Raw genomic sequence first — 20,338 nt, 5'->3', positions numbered from 1 at the left:
GACTCATATTTGCAGTAGTATTGAAGAGGTTGAATGGTGAATAGAAAATGGATTGCACACTGTTGTATAAGCTTAGCCCTTGTAAGCTTTAGTGCGCCTAAGGCCTTTGCACAACAACCACCCAATAAAACTAACACCTGCTCCGCTGTGCAAACTCACTCAGACAAAAGCAATAATTTACGCCGTGAGGTTGAAGATAAAACCACACTGATTAATAGTCGCAGCGACGCCCAGATAACCTCAATTACCCTTAAACAACTTAACGTTTTTAATACCGAGCTGGAGGAGGAAAATAACGCGCTTTTTCGTTTTGCCAACCGCGCGCATATTCAAACCGAGCCAGACGTTATTAGTAATATTTTATTATTTAAACAAGGCGATAATTACAATGCCAGAAAGCTCGCTGAGTCAGAGCGTTTATTACGCCAACAAAACTATTTATATGATGCGCAAATAAGCGCGGTTGAAAACTGCGACGGCAACGTAGATGTAACGGTGGTAACTCGCGATTTATGGACCTTACTACCCGAAATAAGCTTTAGTCGCAGCGGTGGCGAAAATAAATCGAGTATTGGCTTTCGCGAGTCCAATTTACTGGGTTGGGGCAAGCGCTTGTCATTTTCACGCACCACCGACAGCGATCGTAATGGTTATTTATTTATTTATGACGATCCTAATATATTATCTAGCCGGTATCGCGGGCGCTTAGAGTATGCCGACAACAGTGACGGTAAGCGCCACTTATTAGAGCTAACCTATCCGTTTTACGCCATAGATACACCTTATAGCTATGGTATTAAAAGCTTTTCTGAACAGCGAGAAGAGTCGTTGTATCGCCGTGGTGATGAATACAGTGAGTTTGATCAAACAACCGATTTTTTTAGCGCTTTTTTAGGCCACTCTAAAGCATTATCTGATAGCTGGACACAGCGCTTAACGCTTGGCTATGTAAACCAAGAAGACAGCTTTGCAGAAATAGAAACAACCTTTGCTCCCTTGGCCAAAAACAGACAACTAAGTTACCCCTATGTGAGTGGTCATTGGTTTGAAGACAGTTATATAAAAGTGCGTAATTTTGACAGTATTTCGCGCACCGAAGATTTAAATTTAGGGTGGAATATTAAAGCCTTATTAGGCTACTCAGATGAATCACTTAGCAATGATGACAGCAGAGCCGTGTATTCGTTAAAAGCTAAAAAAGCGCACTTTACTACCGACAGAACGCTGTGGCGTTTTAGTGCTCAAGTGGATGGTTATTGGAATAAAGAGCAAAAACAACTAGAAAACTTTTTAGCCACCAGCGAAGTGCAGTACTACTTAAATACCAGCGAAAACCAATCTTGGTTTGTTAAAGCCCGTGCTCAGTATGCTAAAAACCTAACCGCCGATAAGCAGCTAACACTTGGCGGCGAAACGGGCCTTCGTGGCTATCCTATGGATTACCAGCATGGCGACCGAAGCTTTTTAGTCAGCTTAGAAAAACGCTATTACTGGGAGTACGATTTACTGCAGCTATTTAAAGTCGGTGCAGCGGGCTTTGTTGATGTTGGCCGCGCTTGGTTTAACGATGAAGACAACGGCGAGAACGATCATGTTTTAAAAAATGTTGGTGTGGGTTTGCGTTTAGCACCTAGCAGAGCAAACTCTGGCACCATGATCCACCTTGATATTGCCGCCCCGCTTGATAGCTACGACGATGTTGATTCGGTGCAGTGGCTCGTAAGTGTTAAAAACACCTTTTAAATAGCGAGCAATAAACGAAAGCGTTACACTAGCGCTTTAAATTTACCTAAAAAAAGTACGGGATCACACTTTGGAATTGTTTGCGCTTTTAGAGCTAGTGGGTACGCAATATAAATTGATTGTTACCCTTATGGCCATTTTACTTTTTCCTCTTTTATTAAAAGTCACTAAAAAGTTGCTCGAAAAAGCCATAAAAGGAAAAGTAGATGTTCATCGTAAATTTAGAGCTGAGCTGTTATTAAAAATAATACTCGCGTTTGTAGTGCTGTGCTTAGTGCTTATATTTTGGGGTATAGAGCTGCGCGGGCTATTAGTTTTGGGCTCATCCTTATTTGCTATGCTCGGGGTCGCTTTATTTGCCGCTTGGTCGCTGCTTAGTAACCTTACCGCTTTTTTACTCATGTTTATTCAAAATGGTTTTCATGTGGGAAATTGGGTGCGTATTGTTGATGGCGCAAACCATATAGAAGGGCGCATTGTCGAATTAGGTTTAATGAACGTGCTACTTGAGCATGTGGATGGGCACCGAGTTGTTTACCCTAACAACCTGTTTGTGACACGCCCGGTTATGGTATTAAATAAAGAACCTAAGCCTACAAAGGCACCGGTAATAAAACGGATTATTGGCCCTAAAAAGACATAGTTTAAAAAGTCATATCCGCAAAAAAGCCGCAGTAAGGCAAACCTCACTGCGGCTTTTTACTAGCTAACATAATGCTAATTATTTAGCTCAGCTGTTTTAAGCTCTTCATCTAAATCATTTATTTCGTCAATAAAATGCTCTAACTGCTGCTCTACTAAGCTGTTATCATTTGCAAAGTAAGCAAGGTGGAATACCGCATCCCCTTCGTTTACTAGTGGCATAGTTTGCTGGCCAATCACAATACCGCCCTTAGGCGCTAAAAGCTCAAGCTCGGCATCACCTAATGGGCTACTTATGTACGCCAGCACTTGGCCTTTTTCTACGTGTTCACCTAGCGATACTTGCGCACGCACAATGCCATCTACCTCAGCGCGTATCCAACTTGTAGACCCTGCAATAATAGGATCGGGCAGTTTTTTAGGACGCTTGCCGCGGATCATTTTTAAATGCCGCATCACATAATCCACACCCTGCACACCTGCTGCAATGGCAATAGGGTCAAAGCGTAAGGCTTCACCGGCTTCGTAAGTAATAACCGGTATACCTAAATTAGCGGCTTCACTACGTAATGAGCCATTACGAAGGGATGCATTTATAACCGCTGGCGTACCGAATGCTTTAGCCATATCAGCGGTTGCTTCATCATCTAAGTTAGCGCGTATTTGCGGCAAGTTAGTTCGGTGAATAGCCCCCGTATGTAGATCAATAATGTGGGTACAATGTACCGCCACCTGATTAAAAAACATATGTGCCATACGCCCCGCAAGCGATCCACGCTCAGAGCCCGGAAAGCTGCGGTTCATATCACGTCTATCGGGTAAATAACGTGATTTATGAATAAAGCCAAACACATTAACAATTGGCACAGCAATTATGGTTCCGCGCAGTTGGCTTGCATCTATTTTAGAGAGCAGCTGGCGTACAACTTCTACACCATTTAGCTCATCACCATGAATAGCTGCACACACCATTAGCACTGGGCCTTCCATTACACCATTAACCACTTCAATAGGAATATTGAGCGGTGAATGGGTGTAAAGTTTAGCAGCCTCTAAGGCAAGGGTTTTACGCTCGCCCACGCCAACACTTTCACCTAATAAGGTAAAAGGACGATTAATTTTAACCTTTGCCACGGGTTGCGGTTCCTTTAATAGCAGCATTTTTTTCGATGAAATCAATCACCATACCGGCAATATCTTTACCTGTTGCCACTTCAATCCCTTCAAGGCCTGGAGAAGAGTTTACTTCCATTACCAACGGCCCGCGAGATGAGCGAAGTAAATCAACGCCCGCTACATTTAAGCCCATTGCTTTTGCTGCAGCAACGGCGGTTTTACGCTCTTCTGGGGTAATGCGTACTAATGTAGCGCTACCACCACGGTGAAGGTTTGAGCGAAACTCACCTTCTTGCGCTTGGCGCTTCATGGCCGCTATTACTTTATCGCCAAGTACAAAACAACGAATATCGGCTCCGCCGGCTTCTTTAATGTATTCTTGAACCATAATATTGGCTTTTAAACCCATAAACGCTTCAATAACACTTTCAGCCGCTTTACGTGTTTCAGCAAGTACAACACCGATGCCTTGTGTGCCTTCAAGTAATTTAATAACCACCGGAGCACCGCCTACCATTTCTAGTAAATCTTTAACGTCATCTGGTTTGCTGGCAAAACCGGTTACCGGCATGCCTACGCCTTTACGTGATAACAGCTGAAGTGAGCGTAATTTATCGCGCGAACGAGAAATAGCCACCGATTCGTTAACAGGATAAACCCCCATCATTTCGAACTGACGTAAAACAGAGCAACCATAAAACGTCACCGATGCACCAATACGCGGAACAATGGCGTCAAAATCTTTTAAATTTTCACCACGGTAGTGAATTTCTGGCTGTTCTGAGTTTATATTCATATAGCAACGAAGCGCATCAATCACCTTTACCTCGTGACCGCGTGCCTCTGCCGCTTCAATTAAGCGACGCGTTGAATATAAATTTCTGTTGCGAGATAAAATACCAATTTTCATAGTTAAAACCTTAACTATCTAATAAATGAGATAAAGCCGGATCAACGACTATACGATTTTCCATGGCTGTACGCCCTAGTAACATTCTAAACTTCATGGTTGCCCGACTCGTTAAAGTAACTTCTATAGGCCAACTATGGGGCCCTGCAGACAACCTTGTTTCTATAAAGTACCGTAACTCTTTCTGCCCACTTGAGCTGGTTACCGCCTTAATTTTTTTAACCTTTGCAGTGCAAGCAACCTGAGTGTGTTCGTCATCTTGCAATGGTTGGACTATAAATTTTACCCACTTTTCTTCGCCTTCTTTGTACTCTTCAATGTTAATTGCATGAATACATGAAGTGCGGGCGCCAGTATCAACTTTTGCTTTTATCTTTTCGATGCCAAGCTCGGGTAAACTTAACCACTCACGCCAACCAACAGTTAACTTTGCTGTCATAAATGTGCCCTTAATAAAAAAGTGACTTATACGCTACGGCGCAAAAAACACCAGCGAAATAAATTTATCTAGTCGATGAGTAAATTAAATTGATCTTTCATAGGAACTAATCACACAATGCGCGCCTTGCTGTTTAGTGCCTTATTTAGCAATTAAAGCCTGCATATAGGTTTTACCTTAACGCTAACTTATTAAAAGTTAAGGTAAGTTTGTAAAGCACTATGCAGATACACTATAGTTAACTGTATTAAAAATACACTATTATATGAGTTTAAAATATGATTAATGGTTTACTGCATGCACTGGTGCTTGATGAAAAAGGCGGCGCGCACGCCATAGAAAACACCCGCGATTTAAATAACTGGCACCCTAGCCAAGGTAAACTGTGGATACATATGGACTACAGCCAAAGCGAGGCAGTAACGTGGCTTAAAAGCCAGGCTCACCTTACCGACTTTGAGCTTGATTCGCTTATTGCTGATGAAACTCGCCCTCGCTTAACACCTAGTACCAATGGCCATATGCTGTTTTTGCGTGGTGTAAATTTAAACCCAGCGCAAAGCCCTGAGGACATGGTGTCAATTCGTTTATTTATTAGCGAATCTGTGGTTATCACAACGCGCAAACGTCGCTTACTTTCGATTCAAGATATATTAGCAGAGCTTAATGCTGGCCACGGCCCATGCTCAATATCAGAGTTGGTCGGCTCTATTACGCAAAAACTGACATCACGCATGCAAAGTGTCATTGATACGCTTGATGAAACCCTGGATGAATTTGAAGAAGAAATAGACGAGCCAAGTAAAAAGTTTGATAACCAAGGTTTATCTCAACTACGCCGTCAAACTATTGCCTTAAAACGTTACTTAAAACCGCAAAAAGAAGCGTTGAGTTTAATGGTAAATAACCATTACCCTTGGCTTTTAGATGAAGATAAAGCAAAGCTAAACGAAACCACTAACTTACTTATTCGTTATTTAGAAGAGCTAGATAGCGCCATAGAGCGTGCGCAAATTATTCAGCAAACCATTACTAACCAAGTGTCTGAGCAATTAAATCAACGCATGTATGTAATGTCGGTTGTGGCTGCGCTTTTTTTACCACTGGGCTTTTTAACGGGCCTTTTAGGGGTAAATGTAGGTGGCATACCTGGTACCGAAAACCCTTATGCATTTAGTGCATTTGTGATTTTTTTAATTGTGCTTACTGGCGGTATTGGCGTGTACTTTAAAAATAAAAAATGGTTATAAGATAAAGTTTTTTTATTATGGCCACTCAATTGAGTGGCCATAATAAGTCACTAATTAATTAGTTTCGCGCGTATAACTCACATTGGTCATCGTCACTTTTGACTCTGTAATGCCTAAATCCTCAAAACAGTTTTTAAACGAGTTAGAGTTTCCGGCCTCACCACATTTGTCTAATGTGTATGGGTCTTGCGATTGCAGGTAGTTACCAAACTTAAAGTATGACTGCGAATCATCCTCTACTGGTATACCGAACGAGTTACCGAATGCCGTAACCTCTACATCGCCGTAGTTATTAACTACCCGCAAGTTAAATGTCTCACCGCTGGTCATTGTACCCAAAGCAAATTTTTCTTCATTACCGCTGGTATTACGTAAACGTACGTACACATCAAAAATTCCGTTGTTCGCTACGCTATCATTAAAGCCCGATTCATCAGTATCCGACACATACACTTTAGATATAGTGCCGGTATCACTAGCATGGTGCTGCGATATAATTGTTTTTCCGCCATCAGACATCTCAACTTTTACCGTAGCTTCGAACACTTCATAGGTTTGAGTCATCGCAGCGCGTAAACTTTCTTTAACCTTATACTCATGACGCCAGCCATTACCATTAGGCGTAATATGTTGTGCTTCTAACGGCACAAACACTAAGGTGCTATCGTCAACGAGAGGATTTGGGTTATCACCTTCTAAATCAAAAATGCTACCACTGGTTATGCTGCTAGGAATTGTTGAACCATTTGAGTTATCGCTGCCGCCATCTGAGCCACCATCATTACTGCCGCTGCCCTCAACCAAGGCAAAATTATCAAACCTTACATCGCTGGTGTTGTTGTAATGTTTAGCAAAAACCTGAAGTGAATTGGTGTTTGCTGAGGTAAATGTTTTTGTTACTTTAGTCCACGAAGAAACATTAAAGGTTTGGTTTTTAAATAAACCATTTAAATCGTTTACACCAATTTGCCCTTTACCCAGCACATAAGCACTTAGGGTGTATTCAGTGTTAGGCTGTATATCTACCACTTGATAAACCCGTGCTGGACTGCCCTGAATTTTTAACGATTTTGAGCCACTGTAAGCATCTGAAGAAATAGCGGCTGGGTCGGTTTCGTTCCAGTTACTAAAGCCACTTTCAAAGCCTGCATTATTAATTGTTGCAGCATGAGATAGCGCTGAACTTGTCGCAATTGCGCTGTAAAAAAACAGTTTTTTATGGTTAATCATTATCTTTATTCCTTTAAACCTGAATATAAAAATAACCTAACTACCTAGTTTTGTGTCAGTCACTAAAACTTAGATCACCCTGTGTAAACAGGTTTCTATTTTTGTGTATGAATAGATTTGGCAAGAACACTCGGGTTACAAAAATCAATCTAAAACCCTTAAATTGGCCTTACCAATATTAATGCCATATGGCGAGCTAAAGGCTATATTTTTTGTTACCAATATGTCAACAGAGGATGTAATAGCAAATAAGTATTAGTTTTATTAAATATTGCATTTGCAACTTGTAAATAGTTATAACTATTCAACAGGTTATATATTAGGGACAGGTTAGCAATAAATAAAAATATTTTTTCAATTTAATGAATAAGTAGTACGTCGAAATAAGCCCTATTACCAATAGGAATATGAACAAGCTTAACTTTTAATGAATAAATTAAGGAGAATTAAGTTTTTTATATGAAAGATAATAATTGGTTATAACAAAAATAAAATTGGTAACACGAAAAGTATTAAATTTTTGCCGTTAAATAAGGCAAAATAAAGGGGGTATTAATGCGCCATTACACTAAAAATGAATTAATATCTGAAAATAGGCCGCGGTTTAAAGAGTCATGTTTACTCTGTGCACAAAAAAGCGAGCACATATAAATGCTCGCCTTTATCAACTAGCTAACGCCTTACTCTTGAAAGTAAGTGCCCCAACCGTCGTATTCAACGTCACACTCAACAGCTAACGCTGCAAGTTTATCAACGTCTTCCATTATAACTTCAACGTCTAGCTCAGCTTCGACTACAATATCAAAGCTCCAAATTTTGCTGCCATCTTCTAGCTCAAGCTCTGCCGGTTCTTCAACATCGTAGCCTAATTTAAAGGCAGCCAGTGCCGCTTGCTCTAATTTGCTAAAATCTTCGCATACAAAATGATGCTCAACTTCATAAAGTATTTCAGGATCAGAGCCATCTTCAAGTAGTGAACTTACGATGTCTTCACTTATTTCACGCCAGTTTTCCATTATTTATCTCTCGCTTGAGCATCTAATTCAGTTATTTTAGCAGCCATAATACTATGCACTTGGGTGGCCTGTTCACGGGCATTCACTTTTTTATCAAGTGATATAGGCGCTAACATTTCAATGTAAATTGTACCATTATCCCAGCGGTTTAGCTTAATAGTTTTATCAGTTGTGCTCATACATACCGGCACTATGGGTACATCTGCGCTTAAAGCGGTGTGAAATGCGCCGGTTTTAAATGGCAGTAAACCGCGGCCATAGCTTCTTGTGCCTTCGGGAAATACCCAAATAGATAGGCCTTTTTGTTTAATTTTTTCAGCGGCTTTTGAAATTGTACCTGCCGCTTTTGAGCGATTGGCTCTATCAATCAATATGTTGCCCGACAACCAGTAAAGTTGCCCAAAAAATGGGATCCACTTTAAGCTTTTTTTGCCTAAGCTAACGCAGTTTTCAGGCACCATAGCCGATACCGTAAATAAATCGTAATTGTTTTGATGGTTTGATAGGTAAACCGCAGGGCCAATATTAAGCGCATCAGGGTGGCGTTTAAGGACAAGTTTAACCCCTAACATTTTAGCCATTGAGCCAAACCAGCCGGCTATCACATGCACATTATTAGGGTGAAACGGTCTCACAATCGACAATAACAACCCAAACACGCAGCTGAAAAATATAAACAGCACCATAATTAAAATACGTATAACAGCTAACAAACTTCTCTCCAAAATGTGTGTGCAATGCGCTATAAGCCACGCATATTTCACTATTATAACGTGATTTTATGACGATCACGAGACAATAGCGAACAGCTGTAAGCTGAAAAATACAGGATAAACAAAAACGGCCTGCAAAAGCAGGCCGTTAGAGGTTTATATTTCGGGTTTATTCTTCGGCTAATGTGTCATCACTTTGCTCATCTGCCGGCGTAAACTCCACCACTGCTTCATCAACACGCTGTAGGCCTCGCGGTAACTTATTACCTCTACGCCCGCGCTCACCATGATAATGCTCCAGGTCACTCGGTTTAAGCGTTAGCTTTCGTTTACCAGCATGAAGGGTAACGCTACTGCCTTGTGGTACCACCGCCAGCACTTTGACAAACTCTTCACGTGCTTGCACTTTAGCCCCTGGTATAGAGATAATTTTATTGCCTTTACCTTTACCCAGTTTTGGTAAGTCGCGCAGTGGGAACAACAGCATGCGTCCTTCGTTCGAAATGGCCATGCAGTAATCGGTTGCTACATCGTTTACTCTGATTGGTGAGAGTAAAATTCCGCCCTTAGGCACGCTCACCAAGGCTTTACCGTTTTTATTTTTACTTACTAGGTCTTTAAAGTCAGTAATAAAACCATAGCCCGCGTCAGAGGCCATAAGTAGCACTTGATTATCTTCACCCATTACCACGTGCTCAAAATTAGCCCCTGTGGTGAGGTTAAAGCGCCCAGTCATTGGCTCGCCTTGGCTACGTGCTGATGGCAAGCTGTGCGCATCGGTTGCAAATGCACGCCCTGCTGAGTCTAAAAATACCGCAGGCTGATTACTCTTACCCTTAGCGGAGGCTTTGTATTCATCGCCAGCACGGTAATTAAGCCCTTCTACGTCAATGTCATGGCCTTTACCAACACGTGCCCAGCCTTTATCAGAAAGCACGACTGTTACCGACTCTGAAGGAATTAAATCTTTTTCACTCAGTGCTTTAGCTTCTACGCGCTCAATAACAGGTGAGCGGCGATCGTCGCCATACATGTCGGCCGCTTCTTGAATTTCTTTTTTAAGAAGCGTTGACATACGACGGTCTGAGCCAAGCGTTAGCTCTAACTTGTCACGTTCTTTGGCCAGCTCATCTTGCTCGCCACGTATTTTAAATTCTTCTAGTTTTGCTAAATGACGAAGTTTTAACTCTAAAATGGCTTCGGCTTGAGTATCGGTTAAATCAAAGCGCTCCATCAACACAGGTTTTGGTTTATCTTCTGTGCGAATAATTTCAATTACTTCATCAATATTTAAAAAGGCAGCAAGTAAACCTTCTAAAATATGCAATCGTGCCAGTACTTTATCTAAACGGTGCTGTAAGCGCCTGCGTACTGTTTCGCGTCTAAACGTTAGCCACTCAGATAAAATACTGCGTAGGTCTTTTACTTGCGGGCGGCCATCAAGGCCTAGCATGTTTAAGTTTACACGGTAGTTTTTTTCAAGGTCGGTGGTGGCAAATAAGTGCGCCATTAACGGCTCAGCTTTAATGCGGTTTGAACGCGGTACAATCACAATACGGGTAGGATTTTCGTGATCAGACTCATCTCGTAAATCAGCGACCATTGGCAGCTTTTTAGCATTCATTTGCGCCGCGATTTGCTCAAGCACCTTAGCCCCTGAACACTGATGCGGTAGCGCCGTAATAACAATATCGCCATGCTCTTCAGTATACACCGCGCGCATTTTAATTGAGCCTCGGCCGGTTTTGTATATTTTATGAATATCGGCTTTTGGGGTAATTATTTCAGCGTCGGTTGGATAATCGGGTGCGTGCACAAGCTCAAGTAACTCATCAAGCTCGGTTTTAGGCTTATCAAGTAATAAACAACAGGCACTGGCTACTTCACGCACATTATGTGGTGGAATATCGGTTGCCATACCTACTGCAATACCCGTTACGCCATTTAACAAAATATGCGGTAAGCGCGCCGGTAACACTAATGGCTCGTCCATAGTGCCGTCAAAGTTTGGCGTCCAATCAACGGTGCCTTGGCCTAGCTCTTTAAGTAATACCTCAGAGAACTTTGATAAGCGTGCTTCGGTATAACGCATTGCTGCAAACGATTTAGGGTCATCTGCTGCCCCCCAGTTACCTTGCCCATCGACTAATGGGTAACGGTAAGAAAACGGCTGCGCCATTAATACCATAGCCTCGTAACAGGCACTGTCGCCATGCGGGTGGTATTTACCTAATACATCACCTACCGTACGAGCCGATTTTTTATATTTAGCAGCGGCCGATAAACCCAGCTCGCTCATAGCATAAATAATACGACGTTGAACCGGTTTTAAACCATCACCAACATGCGGTAATGCACGGTCCATAATTACGTACATAGAGTAATTTAAGTAGGCGTCTTCGGTAAAACGCCCCATTGTTTGTTGTTCAATTCCTTGCATTAGCAAGGTATCTGTATCACTCATTAAAGCTTACCTAGTTTTTCTTATAGCTTACGCGGTAGATCACGTTTGCGTAATCGTCGCTTATTAGCAGACTGCCGTCATTTAATTGTGCAAATGCAACTGGGCGTCCAAAGGTTGTTTCGTTATGCATAAAGCCGGTAATAAATGGCGTGTATTTAGTAATACGCCCTTGCTCTACATTGGCTACAGCCACTTTATAACCTGATTTTTTAGTACGATTCCACGAGCCATGTTCAGCAACAAATAGCTGCTCTTTGTAAGAGCCCGGGAACTGTTTACCGGTATAAAAATGAATACCAAGGGGCGCAACGTGAGCACCTAGCGCAAGCGCTGGCGGGCTGTAGTCACTAATGTTTTTACCTTTACCAAACTCAGGATCTGCAATGGCACCGGCGTGAACGTAAGGAAAACCAAAGTGCTCATTTTCTTTACTTACGCGGTTAATTTCATCAGGTGGAATATCATCACCCATCATGTCGCGGCCATTATCACTAAACCATAATGCTTGCGTGCTTGGATGAAAGTCAAACCCCACTGAGTTGCGTACCCCTTGGGCTATTGTTTTAATTTGTTTGGTTTCTACATCAAGTGCAAAAATACGCCCGTAACGCTCATCTTCGGCGCATATATTACACGGAACACCAACCGGAATAATAAGCTCTCCGGTGGGTGCAAAGCGTAAAAACTTCCACCCGTGGTGACGATCCGATGGCAACGCGTTGTAAACTACGTCAAATTTAGGGTCTTTTAACTGCGTGTCTACGTTTTTAAAGCGAATAATACGGTGTACTTCACCTACGTATAAGTCGCCATCTTTAATTGCTAAACCAGAGGGCATGTTTAGCCCCTCAGCAATCACCATTTTTTTATCTGCTACGCCATCACTGTTATGATCGATTAACGCATACACATTTCCTGCTTTGCGCGAACCTGCGTAAACAATGCCTTTTTTTGATACTGCTATTTGGCGTGCATTTTCAACATCATCAGCAAATAAGCTTACCTCAAACCCTGGTGCTACGGTGAGTTTGTCTAGTATGTCTTTTGCCATTGCTGGGGCTGTTGTTAAGCCAAGCAATAATAAACTTCCTAGTATTTTATTCATTTGCCTCTCCAAGTGTTAAACACAAGCCTATTATACCTGTGCTTTATTACCGTGATCTTCTAGCCACTGGCGTCTGTCTGACGAGCGCTTTTTAGCAAGTAGCATATCCATCATTTCTAATGTTTGCTCTTCTTCATCTAGCGTGAGTTGCACTAAGCGGCGAGTATTTGGGTCCATTGTCGTTTCGCGCAGCTGCAGCGGGTTCATTTCGCCCAGCCCTTTAAATCGTTGCACGTTTACTTTACCGCGTTTTTTCTCTGCTTCTATGCGGGCCAAAATACCTGTTTTTTCATCTTCATCGAGGGCGTAATACACCTCTTTACCAATGTCGATTCTAAACAGTGGTGGCATAGCTACGTATACATGTCCTGTTTTAACCAGTTGCGGAAAATGACGCACAAACAAAGCACACAATAAGGTGGCAATGTGTAGTCCATCCGAGTCAGCATCGGCCAATATACAAATTTTATTATAACGCAGGCCGGTTAAATCAGTTGAGTCTGGGTCAATACCCAGCGCCACCGAAATATCATGCACCTCTTGCGAGGCTAATATTTGCCCTGATTCAACTTCCCACGTATTCAAAATTTTACCGCGCAGTGGCATTATTGCCTGAAACTCACGATCGCGCGCCTGCTTAGCCGAGCCACCTGCTGAGTCACCCTCTACCAAAAATAGTTCTGTACGGTCGTTATCGGCGGCACTACAGTCGGTTAGTTTACCGGGTAACGCTGGGCCTGAGGTGACGCGTTTACGCACTACTTTTTTAGCCGCTCGCAATCGGCGCTGTGCATTTGAAATACACAGTTCTGCAAGCAATTCTGCAGTATCAGTGTGCTCGTTTAACCATAAGCTAAATGAGTCTTTAACCACACCCGATACAAACGCTGCACATGAGCGAGAAGAAAGCTTTTCTTTCGTTTGACCAGCAAATTGTGGGTCTTGCATTTTTACCGATAACACATAGCTACAGCGCTCCCAAATATCATCTGGGGTAAGCTTTACGCCACGCGGTAATAAGTTTCTAAATTCACAAAATTCGCGCATTGCTTCAAGTAAGCCTTGGCGCAAACCATTTACGTGTGTACCACCTTGTGCGGTAGGAATAAGGTTTACATAGCTCTCCGCAATCGACTCGCCGCCTTCTGGTTGCCATACAACAGCCCAATCAGCCCCTTCAATCGAGCTTGAAAACTCGCCTACAAATGGGTCTTTTGGCAGTACTTCAAAGCCTTTAACAGCTTCAATTAAGTAATCCTTTAAGCCTGTTTCGTAAAACCATTCTTGAGTTTCTTTAGTTTGCTTATTAACAAACTTAATGCGCAAGCCTGGGCATAAAACCGCTTTAGCTTTTAATAGGTGGTTTAATTTAGTAATTGAAAAGTTAGCTGAGTCAAAGTAACTCGCATCGGGCCAAAATCGAACGGTTGTACCGGTGTTGCGCTTACCAACAGTGCCAATTACATTTAAGTCTTCAACTTTATCGCCGTTTTCAAAGGCCATTCTAAATTGTTGAGCGTCGCGCCTTACCGTTACTTCAACACGGTGCGATAACGCATTTACAACCGAAATACCTACCCCGTGTAAACCGCCCGAAAACTGATAGTTTTTGTTAGAGAATTTACCACCTGCATGCAGCTTGGTAAAAATCAGCTCCACCCCAGGAATACCTTCCTCAGGGTGAATATCTATAGGCATACCACGGCCATCGTCTATAACTTCAAGAGAGTTATCTTCGTGTAAGATCACATCAATTTTAGTGGCATGGCCCGCCATGGCTTCATCGACACTGTTATCGATAACCTCTTGGCCTAAATGGTTTGGACGTACCGTGTCGGTATACATACCAGGGCGGCGTTTTACCGGCTCTAATCCATTGAGAACCTCAATGGCTTCGGCGTTATAATTTTGCTGACTCATAATTTTTATCTTTATATGCGCTTAGGCTAATTTGTTTTAGGTAATTTAAGAAACTCTACAATACTATCTAAGGTGCGTTCAAAACCAACAAAGCTGTGATCGCCACCAAACTCAACTAACTGTTTGCATTGTGAAAAATAATTTACTGCGTGTTGATAATTTAACACTTCATCTCCCGTTTGCTGCAACAAATAGAGCAATTCGGGGGATGTTAATTTAGGCACATACAATGCTTTTAAAGCATCCATGTGGCTGGTATTTAACTCATAATGATAATCTTGATACGGATTATAATTGTGGCCAATAAGCGGCGCTAATAAGTTAAATGGTGCTACTGCTGGGTTTATTAATGCTGCTCGCAGGTTATAACGCTGCGACAAGTAGGTGGCATAAAACCCACCTAGTGAGCTCCCAAGTAACGCGGTATCTGGCGTTAATAAATGCTCAAGCTGTAAAATAGCTTGTAAGGGCTCGTGATTTAAACGCGGTACGCAATAGTCAACGTCATAGTTTGCCATAAGCTCGCCAAAGCGCACAGCTTTATATGATTTTTCAGAACTATTAAAGCCATGAATATAAATTACGCGTTTAACCATACAACATCCGTTTTAACTGTTAAAGCATTGTCCTGTGTAGTTAAATGCAACATTCGATAAGCGGGGCCGTGGTTTTCTTGCTGCCATTGCGGGCAATTTTTTGTAAATTGCACCGAACTGGCGGGCGTTGCATAAATACTCAGCTCTCTAAAAGTTTGCGTATAGTGATTATGCACATGACCGTGCAGCAACGCCGCTACATTAGCACTATTAACTAACACGTTTAATAATTGCGGGCCGTTTTCAAGCATGTGTTTATCAAGATAGCCATTAATAGCAAGCGGGTTGTGATGACAAAACACCACATGCTGTGATTGCGAACTTGCTAAACAATCCGCGATTTCATTTAAGTGCTCACTAGACACCCACCCTGCAGGTGTAGGGCCTTTTGAATTTATAAGTAGCAGCTCAAATCCTTGTGCGATTATGCGTTTAGCTGACACTATTTGCCCACCACTGATGCGATTAAGCATGGCAATCTCATCATGATTGCCTGGTACCCAAAATACTGGGCAGGTCAAATCAGCGTTATTAATAAGCTCGGCAAATAATAAATAAGATTCAAAACTATGATCTTGTGTTAAATCACCACCAAATATAACCGCATCTAATGACTGCGTGGCCATGTGCGCTAATGCTTGTGCAAAATGCGCGGCGGTGTTTACGTTAAAGTACTCTGCGTTAGGGTCGGCAAATAAATGGCTATCGGTTATATGCGCAACACGCAGCGATGAGCGGTTAAAGTGATAATGCTCATCAAACCAAGCCATTGTTTATATCCCAGTTTAGTACTGCTCGGCCATGCTCTACACAGGCTACTAACCAGTCATATAAAAATGCATTAAGTTGATACTTTTCATCTTTTTGGTGCATTTTAGGATTTGGATAACCATAAGATGGCTTTATCCGTTGATGGTAATCGTGGTGAATAATTTCAGCCACTTTTGCATCTTGATAAAGCCTGACTGTTAAATACAAAGGAGAAACGCCTTTAACCATCCCTGTTAGCTGTTTGATAGAAATATCCAGTGTGTACTTAGCACTATCGTCAATGATAATGGCAAATTCACTATGACCTAATTTAACTTTACGCACACTATTAGCGCTGCGCTCTTTAGGTAATAGTTTTGAAAGACGTACGTAATTATGCTCGCAAAGCGTCATGTACTTTGGGAGACTCTGAATATATCGTTGGGTTGCTAAAAGTGCTGTCAAAGTACCGCCGTATTAAAAAGTTAAAATTATGTCCACTTACTGCTTATTTTTTCACGATTTAACGCCAACCACTGTAAACAGATTACCGTTGCCGCGTTATCTATTTCACCGTTATTGAGGCGCGAAAGCGCATCATCAAGGCTTAAAATATGGGTTTTAATGTCTTCACCTTCGCTTTCAAGGCCATATACACCACTTTGTACTTGGCTTAAATCTGCCCGTGCTAAGTATAAATGTAAGCGCTCAGTGGTACCGCCCGGACTTGAAAGGTAAGAGAGCATAAATTCAAGGTCAGTAAGCTCAAGCCCAGCCTCTTCATAGGCTTCTTTTTTTACCACCCCTTCGTAATCGGTACTGCCATCGGTCATACCGGCAATACATTCTAGCAGCCAGGGCGAGTGTTTGCTGTTAATAGCGCCAATACGTATTTGCTCTATTAAAAGTACACTTTGCGTAGTTACATCATAAGGTAGAACAGCGATTGCATCGCCCCGCTCTAGTATTTCGCGCTTTATAAGTTGCGATGTACCACCATTAAACAGGCTATGCTCAAACTCATACATATCCACCTTAAAAAAGCCATTATACAGACTTTTAACTGCTTTTAAGCTCACATCTTTATGTGTAAATTGAACCAAGCTTTTATCTGCCATATTATACATCCCGCTTATTTAAACGATTAAAGTTTGTTAATATATTCTGTTACATTTGAACATACAGTTTTACTAATTTCTTTTTTAGTTATTAAGCAAAACACGTTACCATGCTTTTAGTACAAAATTTGTCTAAGGACTGAACCTAACATGAAAAAGAACATCCTTGCAGCGCTCGTTAGTTTGTCGTGCGCATTAGGCACAACCACAGCAAGTGCTGAAGATTTAATGCAAGTTTTTGAAATTGCTACTGCTAACGATCCCACCGTTTTAAAAGCAAAAGCCCAAGCAGATGCGCAATCTTACGAGAGCGATTTAGCAATGAGTGCATTACTGCCGCAAATTGGCGTAAGCATGGGCTATGAAAAAAGCGATTCTACCTCTTTTCAAAGCGTCGGTAATTTAGCTGACCAAGTTAAAATAAACAGCGATACCGACCAATTCACGCGTGGTGTTAGTTTAAGCCAAACCTTATTCGACTTAGGCGCATGGAATACACTCGATATTGCCGAAAAACAAGCGCTGCAAGCCAATGCGCAATACGATAACGCAAAACAAAACTTAATTGTGCGCGTTGCTGAAGGCTATTTTAACGTATTAAGCGCCATTGATAACCTTGAATTTGTGCAAGCCGAAAAGCGTGCCATTGAACGCCAGTTAGAGCAAACCAAACAGCGCTACGCAGTTGGCCTTACAGCAATTACAGATGTTCACGAAGCGCAAGCACAATACGATAACTCAGTAGCACAAGAAATTATTGCCAGTAATGCCGTTGAAACCGCACGCGAGCAACTGCGTGAAATAACCGGTAAGTACCACGCAAAACTTGATTTTTTAAACACCGAAACATTTTCAACAGTAAAACCGGTTAAAAAACCGACTGACTTTGTAAAAGTAGCTGAGAACAATAATATCAGTTTACAAGTGGCTAAAGTCACGGTTGATATTGCTAAGGATCAGATCACGCTTGCTAAAGCTGGCCACTACCCAAAGCTAACACTTGATGCCAGCTACGGTGATTCTTTAACTGACCAAAATATAAATGGTTTAAGCTTTAACGACCAACCACGTGCCGACTCAACATCGGTTGCCGTTAATTTAAGTGTTCCTCTGTACACAGGCGGCGCAACCGTAGCTGCAACTAAACAAGCCCGTGCGTTTTATGTTTCAGCCAGCCAAGATTACGAAACAAATTACCGCGCCGTAACGCGTACCGTTATTACCTCATACAACCAGGTTGTATCAGACATCGCGACTTACAAAGCTCTAGAGCAAGCTGTGGTATCAGCGCAAAGTGCGCTTAAAGCAACAGAAGCTGGCTTTGAAGTAGGCACGCGTACTATTGTTGATGTGCTTGTAAGCACGCAAAACCTGTACGATGCAAAACGAAACCTAGCTGATGTACGCTATCGTTACGTGTTATCTACGCTTCGCTTAAAGCAAGCTGCAGGTACACTAACAAGTGCCGATTTACTGGGTATTAACCAAGGCTTAAAAAAAGCCTAATAAGTTAAAAAGTAGCGTTTAAAGCCAGCCATTGCTGGCTTTTTGTATTTTATAACACTAAGCGTTAAACTAGCGTTTTTATTTTAGAGAGTATTTTGTGGTCACCTCATCTCCTTTTAAAGCCTCGTTTTTAGGCCCTCGTTATTGGCTAACGTGGATTGGCGTTTTCTTTTTGTATTTGATTTCGTGGTTGCCACAAAAAATTCAGCTTAGCTTAGGTAAGTTATTAGGGCGCTTAGTACACAAATTTATGAAACGTCGTCGCCATATTGCCGAGGTTAATATAAAGCTGTGTTTTCCTGATATGAGCGAAGCCGAGCAACAACAGCTTGTGCTAAAAAACATGGAAAACACCGGAATTGCCATGGTTGAAACTGGCATGGCCTGGTGGTGGCCGCAGTGGCGCGTTAAAAAAGCGTATGGCTCTATTAAAGGATTAGAGCACTTTGAGCGCGTGCAGGCTCAAGGTAAAGGCGTATTGCTATTGGTGCCGCATATTTTACACTTAGAAATGGCGAGTCGTGTTATGGGCACTAAATGCCAAGGGCTGGGGTTTTACCGCCCACACAACAATGCACTCATGGAATACTTTACAACCAATGGCCGTCTTCGTTCTAACGAGTATTTAATTGGACGAAAAGACGTAAAAGGCTTGTTAAAGTCACTAAAAAATAAAAAGGTGTGTTATTACCTACCCGACCAAGACTACGGCCGTAACCGCTGTGAATTTGTGCCTTTTTACGCAGTACCAGATACAGCAACAACTACAGGTACATTACTGTTTGCAGCAAGTAAACACTGCGAAACCATGAGCCTAATTAGTCGTCGTGATGAGCACGGTAAATACCATTTAGAAATTGTACCTGAGCTTGAAAATTTCCCAAGCGGCGATGATAAAGCAGATGTAACACGTGTAAATCAGCGCGTTGAGCAATCAATTAACGCAGCGCCTGAGCAATACATGTGGCTGCACCGCCGTTTTAAAACACGCCCTGATAAAAATACCCCTTCTTTTTATAAAAAGTAGTGGTATAAATAAATAATGATAATAAATGAGCATGAGTTATGTGGTTTTGGGTTAAGCATTTAATACTAGCAGTTGCATTAATCTTACTAGCTACCTATGTGTTAGTTGGTACGGGTCCATTGTTTGACATAAAAGAGAGTAAAAACGCAGCTGCCGAGGGGCTTTCTCGCTTTTATTCGTCTATCCGTAACCAAGTTAAATCCGATAGGGAGCGCGATAAGTTTGTATTACAACTTAAAAAGCCCGAGCAAACACTTGATCGTGTTTTAGCAGAGCGCGGCAGAGCCGTTGACCCCATGCCTGCTAGCTGGACAGGAACAAGTGCACCAAGACGCTTTGAAAACGGCTCAACGTTAAAAGACGTACTTAACCAATACGCTAAAAGCGAAGGTATTCAATTATATTGGTATTTGAGTAAAGATTACGTTGTAAAAGATCATTTTAGGGTTGATAGCAGTTTTACATCAGCGCTTTATCAAGTTGGCCGCGCAATTAATGATGACTTTGAATACGAAGTGTATACCTACCTTTGCCACAAACAGCGCGCAGCGGTGATCACTGAGCTGCCCTCTGAATTTGTGCGCAGCAATTGTTTAAAGCTTAATACTTAGCAGCGTAAATAAACCAACCCCATACATAATAAAAACCCAAGCCTGTGCTTGGGTTTTTAGTGTTTATGTTTCGAGGGCGTGTTGAACTTTGATGGTTGAATTTGCAGCAGCATGTTTGGTTTTTAGGCAAGACAGAGCCTATGAAGTGTGGTTATTCCACATAAATAGGCGATAACACAGCA

The 20,338-nt window shown here is 42.0% G+C and carries 19 protein-coding genes; 6 read left to right on the top strand and 13 right to left on the bottom strand.

The genetic code is table 11. The features are described 5' to 3' along the window. Positions 1-33 precede the first annotated feature (33 nt). Together PAT01_RS12055 and PAT01_RS12050 are read left to right on the top strand one after the other, a co-directional pair. The gene (locus tag PAT01_RS12055; protein WP_154945549.1) at positions 34-1,743 is read left to right on the top strand and encodes a POTRA domain-containing protein; all 1,710 of its coding nucleotides are present in this window, start codon (positions 34-36) and stop codon (positions 1,741-1,743) included. 70 nt (positions 1,744-1,813) lie between these two features. Then, positions 1,814-2,386: a mechanosensitive ion channel domain-containing protein gene (locus PAT01_RS12050; protein WP_096739123.1), complete on the top strand. Its 573-nt coding sequence runs from the start codon at positions 1,814-1,816 to the stop codon at positions 2,384-2,386. 74 nt (positions 2,387-2,460) lie between these two features. Here the strand turns inward: PAT01_RS12050 and PAT01_RS12045 are convergent, their stop codons facing one another. Genes PAT01_RS12045 through PAT01_RS12035 form a run of 3 tightly spaced genes read right to left on the bottom strand, consistent with a single transcriptional unit; the run spans position 2,461 to position 4,850 of the window. Continuing rightward, entirely contained in the window at positions 2,461-3,519 is a 1,059-nt protein-coding gene (locus tag PAT01_RS12045; protein ID WP_024031557.1) for a succinylglutamate desuccinylase/aspartoacylase family protein, read from the bottom strand. Next, entirely contained in the window at positions 3,506-4,411 is a 906-nt protein-coding gene (gene rimK / locus PAT01_RS12040; RefSeq protein ID WP_004587974.1) for a 30S ribosomal protein S6--L-glutamate ligase, read from the bottom strand. The genes PAT01_RS12045 and rimK overlap by 14 nt, the downstream gene beginning before the upstream one ends. A 10-nt stretch (positions 4,412-4,421) precedes the next feature. Continuing rightward, positions 4,422-4,850: an ATP-dependent zinc protease family protein gene (locus PAT01_RS12035; RefSeq protein WP_004587973.1), complete on the bottom strand. Its 429-nt coding sequence runs from the start codon at positions 4,848-4,850 to the stop codon at positions 4,422-4,424. Between the two features lie 278 nt (positions 4,851-5,128). On the opposite strand from PAT01_RS12035, the gene PAT01_RS12030 reads away from it, so the two are divergent. Further along, positions 5,129-6,100 carry a zinc transporter ZntB gene (locus PAT01_RS12030; protein WP_029772374.1) on the top strand — a complete coding sequence of 324 codons (972 nt, stop codon included), beginning with the start codon at positions 5,129-5,131 and terminating at the stop codon, positions 6,098-6,100. 54 nt (positions 6,101-6,154) lie between these two features. On the opposite strand, the gene PAT01_RS12025 is transcribed toward PAT01_RS12030, so the two are convergent. From PAT01_RS12025 to PAT01_RS11980, 10 genes are all read right to left on the bottom strand, one after another. Beyond that, entirely contained in the window at positions 6,155-7,330 is a 1,176-nt protein-coding gene (locus PAT01_RS12025; protein WP_154945548.1) for a polysaccharide lyase family 7 protein, read from the bottom strand. Positions 7,331-8,010: 680 nt separating this feature from the next. Further along, positions 8,011-8,346 carry a ribonuclease E inhibitor RraB gene (gene rraB / locus PAT01_RS12020; RefSeq protein ID WP_004587970.1) on the bottom strand — a complete coding sequence of 112 codons (336 nt, stop codon included), beginning with the start codon at positions 8,344-8,346 and terminating at the stop codon, positions 8,011-8,013. After that, positions 8,346-9,059 carry a 1-acylglycerol-3-phosphate O-acyltransferase gene (locus tag PAT01_RS12015; protein ID WP_154945547.1) on the bottom strand — a complete coding sequence of 238 codons (714 nt, stop codon included), beginning with the start codon at positions 9,057-9,059 and terminating at the stop codon, positions 8,346-8,348. The genes rraB and PAT01_RS12015 overlap by 1 nt, the downstream gene beginning before the upstream one ends. A gap of 169 nt (positions 9,060-9,228) precedes the next feature. Next, positions 9,229-11,523, bottom strand: coding sequence for a DNA topoisomerase IV subunit A (parC, locus tag PAT01_RS12010; RefSeq protein ID WP_121637001.1), 2,295 nt, complete (start codon positions 11,521-11,523; stop codon positions 9,229-9,231). Positions 11,524-11,533: 10 nt separating this feature from the next. Continuing rightward, positions 11,534-12,628 (bottom strand): PQQ-dependent sugar dehydrogenase, encoded by a 1,095-nt coding sequence (locus tag PAT01_RS12005; protein ID WP_024031553.1) that lies wholly within the window; start codon positions 12,626-12,628, stop codon positions 11,534-11,536. A 30-nt stretch (positions 12,629-12,658) separates the two neighbouring features. After that, positions 12,659-14,548 carry a DNA topoisomerase IV subunit B gene (gene parE / locus PAT01_RS12000; protein WP_055254871.1) on the bottom strand — a complete coding sequence of 630 codons (1,890 nt, stop codon included), beginning with the start codon at positions 14,546-14,548 and terminating at the stop codon, positions 12,659-12,661. Positions 14,549-14,574: 26 nt separating this feature from the next. Beyond that, positions 14,575-15,144, bottom strand: a complete 570-nt coding sequence (locus PAT01_RS11995; protein WP_004587965.1) for a YqiA/YcfP family alpha/beta fold hydrolase — start codon at positions 15,142-15,144, stop codon at positions 14,575-14,577. Then, the gene (locus PAT01_RS11990; protein ID WP_096041194.1) at positions 15,129-15,914 is read right to left on the bottom strand and encodes a metallophosphoesterase; all 786 of its coding nucleotides are present in this window, start codon (positions 15,912-15,914) and stop codon (positions 15,129-15,131) included. The genes PAT01_RS11995 and PAT01_RS11990 overlap by 16 nt, the downstream gene beginning before the upstream one ends. Next, complete coding sequence (locus PAT01_RS11985) at positions 15,901-16,359, bottom strand: DUF1249 domain-containing protein (protein WP_024031550.1); 459 nt, start codon at positions 16,357-16,359, stop codon at positions 15,901-15,903. The genes PAT01_RS11990 and PAT01_RS11985 overlap by 14 nt, the downstream gene beginning before the upstream one ends. 26 nt (positions 16,360-16,385) lie before the next feature. Further along, a complete protein-coding gene (locus PAT01_RS11980) occupies positions 16,386-17,012 on the bottom strand; it encodes an NUDIX domain-containing protein (RefSeq protein ID WP_004587962.1) in 627 nt (208 codons plus the stop codon). 150 nt (positions 17,013-17,162) lie between these two features. On the opposite strand from PAT01_RS11980, the gene tolC reads away from it, so the two are divergent. From tolC to PAT01_RS11965, 3 genes are all read left to right on the top strand, one after another. After that, entirely contained in the window at positions 17,163-18,518 is a 1,356-nt protein-coding gene (gene tolC / locus PAT01_RS11975) for an outer membrane channel protein TolC (RefSeq protein WP_154945546.1), read from the top strand. Between the two features lie 97 nt (positions 18,519-18,615). Beyond that, positions 18,616-19,545: an LpxL/LpxP family Kdo(2)-lipid IV(A) lauroyl/palmitoleoyl acyltransferase gene (gene lpxL / locus PAT01_RS11970; protein WP_054983765.1), complete on the top strand. Its 930-nt coding sequence runs from the start codon at positions 18,616-18,618 to the stop codon at positions 19,543-19,545. Positions 19,546-19,583: 38 nt separating this feature from the next. After that, positions 19,584-20,156, top strand: a complete 573-nt coding sequence (locus tag PAT01_RS11965; RefSeq protein WP_024031547.1) for a toxin co-regulated pilus biosynthesis Q family protein — start codon at positions 19,584-19,586, stop codon at positions 20,154-20,156. The last annotated feature ends 182 nt before the right edge of the window (positions 20,157-20,338 follow it).

The sequence above is a fragment of the Pseudoalteromonas atlantica genome, assembly GCA_007988745.1.
GTDB classification, from domain to species: Bacteria; Pseudomonadota; Gammaproteobacteria; order Enterobacterales; family Alteromonadaceae; genus Pseudoalteromonas; species Pseudoalteromonas atlantica.
Note: the sequence above shows the minus strand (reverse complement) of the source record. Positions and strands in the feature narration are given on the sequence as shown.